Annotated in this window: 8 protein-coding genes; 4 read left to right on the top strand and 4 right to left on the bottom strand. The window is 65.5% G+C overall.

The window, feature by feature from the left end; translation table 11 throughout:
- Positions 1 to 25: 25 nt before the first annotated feature.
- Complete coding sequence (locus ACFC4D_RS42490; RefSeq protein WP_364639370.1) at positions 26 to 3,019, bottom strand: UPF0182 family protein; 2,994 nt, start codon at positions 3,017 to 3,019, stop codon at positions 26 to 28.
- A 176-nt stretch (positions 3,020 to 3,195) separates the two neighbouring features.
- On the opposite strand from ACFC4D_RS42490, the gene ACFC4D_RS42485 reads away from it, so the two are divergent.
- Entirely contained in the window at positions 3,196 to 3,798 is a 603-nt protein-coding gene (locus ACFC4D_RS42485) for a PPA1309 family protein (RefSeq protein WP_364639373.1), read from the top strand.
- 91 nt (positions 3,799 to 3,889) lie between these two features.
- Here ACFC4D_RS42485 and ACFC4D_RS42480 read toward each other — a convergent pair whose 3' ends face one another.
- The gene (locus ACFC4D_RS42480) at positions 3,890 to 4,915 is read right to left on the bottom strand and encodes a PDZ domain-containing protein (RefSeq protein WP_364639376.1); all 1,026 of its coding nucleotides are present in this window, start codon (positions 4,913 to 4,915) and stop codon (positions 3,890 to 3,892) included.
- Positions 4,916 to 5,000: 85 nt separating this feature from the next.
- Between ACFC4D_RS42480 and ACFC4D_RS42475 the strand changes: the two genes are divergently transcribed.
- The 3 genes from ACFC4D_RS42475 (at position 5,001) to ACFC4D_RS42465 (ending at position 8,939) form a co-directional block, all read left to right on the top strand.
- Positions 5,001 to 6,443, top strand: coding sequence for a zinc-dependent metalloprotease (locus tag ACFC4D_RS42475; protein ID WP_376072099.1), 1,443 nt, complete (start codon positions 5,001 to 5,003; stop codon positions 6,441 to 6,443).
- Between the two features lie 124 nt (positions 6,444 to 6,567).
- Entirely contained in the window at positions 6,568 to 7,509 is a 942-nt protein-coding gene (locus tag ACFC4D_RS42470; RefSeq protein WP_376072097.1) for a hypothetical protein, read from the top strand.
- A gap of 44 nt (positions 7,510 to 7,553) precedes the next feature.
- Complete coding sequence (locus ACFC4D_RS42465) at positions 7,554 to 8,939, top strand: AarF/UbiB family protein (RefSeq protein ID WP_364640428.1); 1,386 nt, start codon at positions 7,554 to 7,556, stop codon at positions 8,937 to 8,939.
- An 84-nt stretch (positions 8,940 to 9,023) separates the two neighbouring features.
- On the opposite strand, the gene ACFC4D_RS42460 is transcribed toward ACFC4D_RS42465, so the two are convergent.
- Both ACFC4D_RS42460 and ACFC4D_RS42455 read right to left on the bottom strand, forming a co-directional pair.
- Positions 9,024 to 9,275, bottom strand: a complete 252-nt coding sequence (locus tag ACFC4D_RS42460; RefSeq protein ID WP_375336031.1) for a WhiB family transcriptional regulator — start codon at positions 9,273 to 9,275, stop codon at positions 9,024 to 9,026.
- Positions 9,276 to 9,474: 199 nt separating this feature from the next.
- Positions 9,475 to 9,840 (bottom strand): hypothetical protein, encoded by a 366-nt coding sequence (locus ACFC4D_RS42455; RefSeq protein ID WP_375965980.1) that lies wholly within the window; start codon positions 9,838 to 9,840, stop codon positions 9,475 to 9,477.
- Positions 9,841 to 9,886 lie beyond the last annotated feature (46 nt).

Below are 9,886 nucleotides of genomic sequence, written 5' to 3'. Positions count from 1 at the left end.
CAGTTTTCAGTCAGCGGTCAGTGGGTCAGTTGCCTGCCTTCTGGTAGGCGTTCACCGCTGTCTGCAACTGTTCCAATGCCTTGCCGAGTTGGCCGAGGTCGCCGGACTTCTGGGCGTCCTGGACCGCGCGCAGCGCATCGTCGAGTTGTTTGACCGCGGCGTCCTTATTGGCCGCCGGTGGGGTCACCGTCCCCTGATTGGGCGGAGTTGTCCCCTGGTTCGGGGGTGGGGAGGCCTGGTTGGGCTGGTCGGTGGCGGCGCTGCCGGTACCCGGGAGCACCTGTTCGAGCGCTTCCTTGACCGTCGAGCCGTAGCCGACCTTGTCCCGATAGCTGGCCAGCACCTTCACCAGCTGCGGGAAGGACGGTGTATTCGGGCCGCCCGCATTGCGTTCCAGATACCAGGGTTCGACGTACAGGATGCCGCCGTCACCGACGGGCAGCGTCAGCAGATTGCCGTATTTGATCTTGTTGACATTGCCGCCGGTCAGCAGGTTCCGGTCCCTGGACACTTGATCGTTCGTCGTCATGGACGTCTGTGTCTGGCCCGGCCCCGGCGTCTGTGAATCCGGTGGCAACTTCAAAACGGTCAGTTTGCCGTAGTTCTCGGGATCCGAATGCGCCTGGATGTAGGCGGACAAGAAGTTTCGCTTGTACCCGACCATGACGCTGGTCAGGTTGAAGGTCGGCTTATTCGTCTTCGGATCGCCCACCAGCACGTAGTACGGCGGTTGATGCGCACCGCTGGCCGCACCCTCCTGCGTCGGATCGTTCGGCACAGACCAGAAGGCGTTATTGGTGAAGAACTCGCGCGGATCATCCACGTGGTACTTGGCGAGCATCTCGCGCTGCACCTTGAACAGATCCTCCGGATACCGGAAGTGCGCCCGCAGATCCGGACTGATCGCGCTCTCCGGCTTCACCGCGTTCGGGAACACCCCGCTCCACGCCTTGAGGACCGGATCGGTCTTGTCCACCTGGTACAGGGTGACGGTGCCGTCGTACGCGTCGACGGTCGCCTTCACCGAGTTGCGGATGTACGAGACCTCCTTGCGCGGCAGCAGCCGGCCGGTGGTCTGATCGATGCTGTCCTCGACCACCCCGTCCAGCGAGGTGCGCTGGGCGTACGGGTAATTGTCGAGTGTGGTGTAGGCGTCCACGATCCAGAGCATGCGCCCGTCCACCACGGCCGGGTACACATCACCGTCGGCGGTCAGCCACGGCGCGACCTGGGTGACGCGATCACGCGGATTGCGATTGAAGATGATCTTCGAATCCGAGCCGATCGCACCGGAGAACAGGATGTTCCGCTCGGCGTACTTGGCCGCGAACGCGAACCGGTTGAACCAGTTGCCGATCGAGACGCCACCCGAACCGGAGTACGTGTACTGATCGGTGGGGGTGTCGTATTCGCGCGGGGCCTGATTGTTGCCGCCCACGATGGCGTAATCGGAATCGCCCTTGGAGATCAGCTCGCCGTAGTAGATGCGCGGCTGATCCAGCTTGATGGCCTGCTTGTCCTTGGGCGTGAACAGGTCACTCACCGTGGACAGATCACCGACATTGAACACCGGATAGCCGTAGCCGCCGCCGGAATCACTGCCCGCGGACTGCTGCGCCTGCTGGGTGTCCTTCGGCGGAGCCTGATTCACCCGATTCGCCGGGGATGCGACGAAACCATTGCCGTGCGTGTAGACCGTGTGCTTGTTGATCCAGTCGGTCTGGTTGCCGGACAGGTTCTGCGGCTGCAACTCTCGGGCCGCCACGATGTAATCGCTCATCTCACCGTTGATGGTGTAGCGATCGATATCCAGCGGATCCGGGAAACCGTAGAAGTTCTGCAACTGCTGATTGCGCTGAATGAAGGTCTGCGTCAACAGGTTCGGATCCAGCAGCCGGATGTTCTTGATGGTCGCCTGATCGGACGGCACCATGACCGGCTGTTTGGTCACCGGATCGGTGGTCGCCTCACCCTTGTAATTGGTGTATTCGACCTTGTCCGGTGTGAGCCCGTACGCATCGCGCGTGGCCTCGATATTGCGTTCGATATACGCGCTCTCCTTGGTGGCCGCGTTCGGGCGCACCGAGAACTGCTCGACCAGCAGGGGCCACACCGCGCCGACCAGTACCGAGGACAGCACCAGCAGCGCCGCCGCCATGGCCGGAATCCGCAAGTCGCGCAGCACGACTCCGGCGAAGAACGCGATCGCGCAGATCACCGCGATGGACAGCAGGATCAGCTTGGCGGGCAGCACCGCGTTGATATCGGTGTAAGAACCACCGGTGAAGGTCGGCTCCTTACGCGTGCTCGACAGCAGCGCGTACCGGTCGAACCAGTACGCGATCGCCTTGAGCAGCACGAACAGTCCGGCCAGAATCGCCAGCTGCACGCGCGCGGCGGTGCTCAGCGTGCCCTCGCGACCCGCCAGCCGCAGCCCGCCGAACACGTAGTGCGTCACCAGATTCGCGAAGAACGCGATCACCACGGCGACGAACAGCCAGTTCAGCACCATCCGATAGAACGGCAGATCGAAGGTGTAGAACCCGATGTCCAGATGGAACTGCGGATCCTGCACACCGAACTTGCCGCCGTGCAGGAACAACTGCACCGTGGCCCAGCTCGATTGCGCCACCAGACCCGACAGCACACCGATCAGCAGCGGAATCCCGATGCCGAACAGCCGAAGTCGGCTCATGACGGTGGTGCGGTAGCGCGCGATCGGATCGCCCGGCCCCGAGACCGGTACGAACACCGGTCGCGAACGGTACGCCAGCAGCAGCGCCAGCCAGATGATCGCGCCGACAACCAGCGCGACGACCAGGAACAGTAGGAAGCGGGTCAACAGGACCCGGTGGTACACACCGCGGAAACCGACCTCGCCGAACCACAACCAGTTCGTATAGGCGTCGGTGAGCCGCGGCCCGACCAATAACAATGCCGCCAGGGCCAGTGCTGTCACCAGCAATATCCGGCTGCGGCGTGACAGCGAAGGTAAGCCAGTCGGGGGGCGCATGCCCACGATGCCACTCTCCCAGGGTCCGGCAGGCCCGCCCGGAAAAACCAGGCGGTGCACCGCAGTCCGATGATGCGAGTTGGTCCCAGGGGACCGTTCGCGCCCCACTCTACGTAAATCGCCCGGGATCCGGCCCAACACCCGGGCTCGAGAGCGCGAGATCTCGATGCGAGGATTGCGGGGTGAACCCTGAGCAGTGGGCCGCGTCCGCCCTGTACCGGTGCATCCGTGAAGTCGCCGAGTATGTCGACGGCGAGGGCTGGGACCGTCCCCCGCAAATGTTCGCCCTGGTACCGACGGTGGACCTGGTCGCCGCCGAGCCCTCGCTGATGGATCAGGTGGACGAGAAGGACGCCCTGACTCCCATTGCGCAGGAGCCGTTTCCGGAGGACATCAACGGCGACCATCCGCGCGCGCTCGACGAATTCCTGGCCACCACCAGTTGGCCGCTCGCCGTCGAGGGCTGCGTGCTCGTGCAGCAGATCGTGGTGCTGCCGCCCGATGCCGAGCAGACCCTCGATGACGCGATCGAACCGCTGCTCGCCGATCCGGACGCCGCCGACTCGGCCGCCCGGCAGGCCGCGGTCTCGCATCCCGAGCGCCGCGACGCGCGGTTGTTCGTAGGCGTCCTGCGTGACGGCACCGCACTGTCGCTGCTCCAGGTCCGCCCCGCCGAGGACGAGGAGGACCCCTTCGGCGACCTCGACCTGCGCACCGCCCCCAACCTGGCTCCGAACCTGGTCGAGGCGGTCAGACAGACGCTCGACAACGAGCCCGAGGACTGAGCGCCCGGGCCGAGTAGCCCGAGGGCTGAAAGCAATTCGTGCCCCACTGCCTGATGGCAGTGGGGCACGGCGCATATCGGGGATTGCAGCGCTAGCTGCAGCTGGGGGTTTCCTTGCCCGCGTTGATGTCGTCCAGTGCCTGCACCGCGCCCGCGAGGTTTTCCACCTTGACCAGGCGCAGGCCGTCGGGGGTGCGCTGGGCGGCCTCGTTGCAGTTGGCGGCGGGGACCAGGAAGGTCTGGGCGCCTGCCTCGTGGGCGGCGATCATCTTGTACTGGATGCCGCCGATCGGGCCGACCTTGCCGTCCGGGTCGATGGTGCCGGTGCCCGCGACGAATTTATTGCCGCTGAGCTCGCCCGGGGTGAGCTTGTCGATGAGCGCCAGGGTGAACATGAGACCGGCGGAGGGACCGCCGATTTCGGCCAGGTTGAAGTCGACCTGGATGGGGCCGCTGGCGAATTCGCCCGGTGTGATGCCGAGGTAGCCCTTGGCGGAATCGTCGGGGCGCGCGCCCAGGGTGATCTCGGCGCGCTGCTCGGCGCCGTCGCGGCGGAACACCACCGGAATGGCGCTGCCGGGTTTGGCCGCGGACACCGCCGCCACCACATCCTTGGACGAGGCGATGGGTTTGCCGTCGACGCTCACCAATTCATCGCCCTTGCGCAGCACATCCTTCGCGGGCCCGTCCTCGGTGACCGCGCGCAGTCGCACCACGGTCGGCATCTTCAGATAATGCAGGGCCGCCAATTCCGCATTGTCTTCGGAATCCTTGAAGTCCTGTTGATTCGATTTGTCTATCTCGTCACGCGACACTCCGGGCGGATACACCTCGGCACGCGGCACCAGACCGTGCTGACCATCGAGCCACAGCCCGAATGCCTCGAAGATATTCAGCTGATCGCGAACGGAGACCGTGGTCATATTCAGATTGCCCGCGGTCGGATCGACCGCGGCTCCCCGCACCTCAACGACCTGTTTTCCATTCACTTCGCCCAGCGTGTTGAATGTCGGCCCAGGTCCGAGTGCCACGAACGGGACGGTGACGACACTGCCGATGATTCCCAGCACCAAAATGGGGATCAGGGCGGCGAGCAGGGTGAATATCCGACGGTTCACGCGGCCAAGGGTACTGGTGATGCCCCCGATTGCCGCGTTCCGCTCGGCGGTTCGCCCCATCGGAGGCTCCAGTACCGTAGAAGCCATGAGTGATATGCCGTTCGGATTCTCGAATCGCGACGACGACCCGGAGCGCAAGCCCGGCGACGAGTCCAGCGGTTCCGGTGCGAACAACCCGTTCGGATTCGGTGGTCCGGGCGGCGGCGGATTCGATCCCTCGCAACTCGGCCAGATGCTCAGTCAGCTGGGTCAGATGTTCAGCACCATGGGCCAGCCGGGCGCGCAATCCGGTCCGGTCAATTACGACCTCGCCAAGCGGCTGGCTCGCCAGCAGCTCGGCTCCAGCGTCACCCCGGTGACCGAGGGCGCGCAGCGCGCGGTCGCCGATGCCTCGCATCTGGCCGAACTCTGGCTGGACCCGGTCACCACGCTGCCCGCGGGCGCGACCAAGACCGTGGCCTGGACCGCCAACGACTGGATCGAGGAGACGCTGCCGACCTGGAAGCGGCTGTGTGATCCGGTGGCCGAACAGGTTTCGGGCATGTGGACCGCGACCCTGCCCGCCGAGGCCAAGGAATTCGCCGCGCCCATGATGGGCATGCTCGGGCAGATGGGCGGGCTCGCCTTCGGTTCGCAGCTGGGTTCCGCGCTCGGCCAGCTCGCCAAGGAGGTGCTGACCTCCACCGATATCGGCCTGCCGCTCGGCCCGGCCGGCACCGCGGCGCTGCTGCCCGCGGCCATCTCCGAATTCAGCGCCGGACTGGAACAGCCCGAGAGCGAGATCCTGGTCTACCTGGCCGCCCGCGAGGTCGCGCATCAGCGACTGTTCGCGCATGTGCCGTGGCTGCGCCAGCAGGTGCTGGGCGCGGTCGAGGATTACGCGCGCGGCATCAAGATGGATTTCTCGGCCATTGAACAGGCCGCGGCCGGACTCGATCCGATGACCCTGGCCCAGGACCCGTCCAAGCTGGAGGAACTGCTCGCACAGGGCACCTTCGAACCGCAGACCACCCCGGAGCAGCAGGCCGCGCTGGATCGGCTGGAAACCCTGCTCGCGCTGATCGAGGGCTGGGTCGAGACCGTGGTCACCGATGCCGTCGGCGATCGGCTGCCGGGTGCGGGCGCGCTCGCGGAGACCCTGCGCCGCCGCCGTGCCACCGGCGGACCGGCGGAGCAGACCTTCGCCACCCTGGTCGGCCTGGAACTGCGCCCGCGCAAGGTGCGCGAAGCGGCCACGCTGTGGCGGCGGCTCACCACCGACGCGGGCATCGAACAGCGCGACGGCATCTGGGCGCATCCGGATCTGCTCCCGGACTCCTCGGATCTGGACGCCCCCGCGGGCTTCATCGATTCGGTACTCGGCGGCGGCACAACGGCTTTCGACGATCCGCTGGCGCAGCTGGCGGAGACCGAGGCGCGGGAGCGGGCCGCCAAGGAAGCCGCCGAGCGCGGGGACAAGCCGGTGGACACCACCAAGCCGGAGCAGCCGACCGACGATGAAGGAGAGGGCGGTAAGCCCGCCTCCTGAGCTCCTCAGCCAACCCCGGCGAGGCTCGATCTCGTTTCGTGAAGTTGTGGATAACCCTCGAAAGCGCTGGTAGTTAGGCGTTTTCGCGGGTTATCGCCGTTTCGGGGGCGGGCAGGGTTGGGGCATGACCACGCTTGCGCGTACTTATGGGCCGATGCTGGATCCGCGAGTCACGGTGCTGCTGCGCCGTAATGGGCTGGTGCAGTTGGGGTGGACTCCGGGGGAAGCGGTGCTGCTGCGACCGGTGGGGCCGGTCGAGGCGGTGCCCGCGCTGTTGCGGCTGCTGGACGGGGTGCGACCGGAGGACGAGATTCTCTGTAAAGCACGGGCATTGGGGTTTTCCGGGGAATCCACATCGGCGCTATTGGATAGCTTGGCCGACGCCGGACTATTGATCGACGCGGAAACGCCGTCGCGGTTGCGGCGGGTGCGGGTGCATGGGCGCGGGCCGCTCTCGGACGCATTGCTGGAGGGGCTGGGCCGAATCGGGTTGCGGGCCAGTCATTCCTTTCCCGGGCACGCGCCGGGCGCGCGATTGGAACGGCCCGATCTGGTGGTGCTGGCCGATGCCCTGGTCCCGGATCCCGCACTGGTGGCCGAGTTGATGCGGCAGCGGATTCCGCATCTGCAGGTGCGAATTCGCGATGGGCACGGGGTGATCGGACCACTCGTACTGCCGGGTGAATCCAGTTGCCTGCGCTGCGCGGATCTACTGCGCTGCGATCTGGAACCGGAGTGGCCGCATTTGAGCGCGCAATTGCTGGGCCGGGCCGGACAGGCCACCCCGGCGAGTATCGCGGCAGCGGCGGCGCTCGCACTGCACGAGATCGACACCATCGCGCACGGCGATGCCGAATTCGCACCGGCCACCCTGAATGCCACCCTCGAATTGCATCTCGATCGCCCGCATCTGGATTCCCGGCACTGGCCCGCCCATCCGCTCTGCGGTTGCCTGGACACCGCGCACGGCCATCCGGATGCCGCCGCCGCACCCGCGAACGGCGAAATCGATTCGGACATCACCGATCCCACGGCTGCCCGTGATAGCGAATCGGAGTTGCTGTGACCGATACCACTAAAGCCCTGGACCCGCGATTACATCCGATTCCCATGGCGAACCGTCTGGGACATCGGCATGATGGGAACGTGTCAGAGATTGTGAGCAAGCGCTCTTCCCGCAATGCCAAGTTGGCGAAGATCCCACTGGGCATCGCAGGGCGGGCGGCCGTGGGTTTCGGCCGCAAACTGGCCGGGGGCGATAAGACCGAGATCAATGCCGAGCTGAACCAGAAGGCCGCCGAACAATTGTTCGCGGTACTGGGTGAGCTCAAGGGCGGGGCGATGAAGTTCGGGCAGGCGCTGTCCGTCTTCGAGGCGGCGGTACCCGAGGAATTCGGTGAGCACTACCGCGAGGCTCTCACCAAATTGCAGGCCGCCGCGCCGCCCATGCCGACCGCCGCCGTGCACCGGCAGCTCGATCAGCAGTTGGGCACCGGCTGGCGGCAACGCTTCAAGGAATTCGACGATGAGCCGACCGCGTCGGCCAGTATCGGCCAGGTGCACAAGGCCGTCTGGTCGGACGGGCGCGTCGTCGCGGTGAAGGTGCAGTATCCGGGGGCGGACGAGGCGCTGCGCGCGGATCTCAAAACGCTCAATCGCATGGCTGGCATGATGGGCGCGCTCATTCCGGGCGCGGACGTCAAACCGGTGCTGGCCGAGATCAGCGAGCGCACCGAGGAAGAACTCGACTACCGCATCGAGGGCGGCCATCAGCGCCAGTTCGCCAAGGCCTTCGACGGGCACGCGCGTTTCCTGGTGCCCAAGGTGGTGGCCAGCGCGCCCAAGGTGATCGTCACCGAATGGCTGGATAACGCGACCCCGGTCTCCAAGGTCATCGCCGACGGTATGGCCGATCCGGCGGGCACCGTCGAACTGCGCAATCGGGTCGCCGCGCAGATGGGCGAATTCCATTTCAGCTCACCGGCGATCGCGGGCCTGCTGCACGCCGATCCGCATCCCGGCAATTTCATGGTCATGCCGGACGGCCGCCTCGCCGTGATCGATTACGGCGCCTGCGCCCCGCTGCCCAATGGCTTCCCGCCGGAGCTTGGCCAGATGGTGGCGCTCGCGGTCGAGGAGCGCTTCGACGAACTGACCGAGCTGATGACCACCAATGGCTGGGTCATTCCCGGCAAAAAGGTTACGCACCAGGAGATTCAGGACTACCTGCGTCCGTTCACCGATCCCATCAAGACCGAAACCTTCCACTTCACCCGTAAGTGGATGCAGCGCGTGGCGGGCAAGGCCACCGATATCTCCAATCAGGAGATGCTGAAAACCGCTCGCGCCCTGCAACTTCCGGCCGAGCACGTGATGATCTTCCGGGTACTGGGCGGATCCATCGGCATCTGCGCCCAGCTCGATGCCGAACTGCCCTTCATGAAGCTCATGCAGGATTGGGTCCCCGGCTACAAGGAATACCGCACGGCTAGCTGAAAACCCTTCGGACGCAAAACGACCCGCTTACGAAGAAGTAAGCGGGTCGTATGCGTTCTTTTTCACCCCCGGCGCTCAGGCCGATCATGCCACCGCGACCTTGCGCGGACGCCCACGCGGGCGCTTACGGGCAATGACAACACCCTGATCGAAGATCTCGCCGCCCCAGACGCCCCAGGGCTCGGCGCGGTCGATGGCGGCGGACAGGCAGCCCTGCCGGATCGGGCAAGCCGCGCAGAGCGTCTTGGCCTCTTCCAGCTGAGCCGGGCTCTCGGCGAACCAGAGATCAGGGTTGCCATCTCGGCAAGGTACGGACATCGTGGCGCCCCGGCGGATGCGGGGAGTCGAGGCCACGGTGTTGCGGCATGTCACGCGGTCACGGGTAACCGTGGTGGACACGTCGGTCTCCTTCTCGTGCAGCGGTCGTTTCGGTGTTGTGAAGCGAAACCGGTGCCGTATGGCGGAGGCCGATATAACTATGGCCACGGTTTCGCTTCTTAGGCGATCCGTGGCCAGATGGTCTGGGAGTTATCCCTTACCTGAGTCGACTTCGGTGTCGACTCCTGTTCACGGTCGCGAGGTGGATGTTGCGGGGGCGGCTGGCTGCCGGCAGCAGATGCACCGGATTGACTCCGGCTTCCGCTGCGAAGGCATCGGTAGCCGCATACGCGACTGCCGGGTGCCAGCTGCCCTCGGGCTTGTCCTGCTTCATGACGATCTGCTCTGCCGCTTGGGTTTTGGTTGCAAAACCCTGAAGACCAAGATCACCGACGAAACCGGACAGACGAATCCCCTGCGTAGCGAGGATCCCCCGGGAGGCGGACATGACGGAGACGGTCGAAACCGTCGCCAAATCACCGGACATTGTCCGGACAGATGCGGTGTTCACGATGCCGTTCATTGGTCTGCCTCCCTCCTGCTCTCGTAGCCGATAAGTACCCATGCGC

Source organism: Nocardia sp. NPDC056000 (assembly GCF_042269265.1).
In the GTDB taxonomy this organism is placed as follows: Bacteria; Actinomycetota; Actinomycetes; order Mycobacteriales; family Mycobacteriaceae; genus Nocardia.
Note: the sequence above shows the minus strand (reverse complement) of the source record. Positions and strands in the feature narration are given on the sequence as shown.